Raw genomic sequence first — 229 nt, 5'->3', positions numbered from 1 at the left:
ATTGCATGAGTATAAAACACTCTTATGAGCACGTTAACATTGAATCGTTTTAACGCAATAACACAGAGTAACACGCATAACTTGATGCTATTAAGTTATGGCTGCATTTTTGCTTTAGCATTACTTAGCATAGTCTATGGCTCCGGAGGATGGGATTGGCGCTTAGCAATTGAAAGGCTAGCTCCTGAAAATTTTAGTCAATTTGAGGAGATACAAATCAAAGTGTTAT

At 36.7% G+C, this 229-nt stretch carries 1 pseudogene; it reads left to right on the top strand.

The window, feature by feature from the left end:
* Positions 1 to 24 precede the first annotated feature (24 nt).
* Positions 25 to 229: pseudogene (locus tag CWB78_RS18920) on the top strand (iron ABC transporter); the annotation flags it as partial.

Origin of the sequence: Pseudoalteromonas sp. S1612 (genome assembly GCF_005887175.1) — a bacterium.
Taxonomy (GTDB): Bacteria; Pseudomonadota; Gammaproteobacteria; order Enterobacterales; family Alteromonadaceae; genus Pseudoalteromonas; species Pseudoalteromonas undina.
This window is presented reverse-complemented; position numbering and strand designations above follow the sequence as displayed.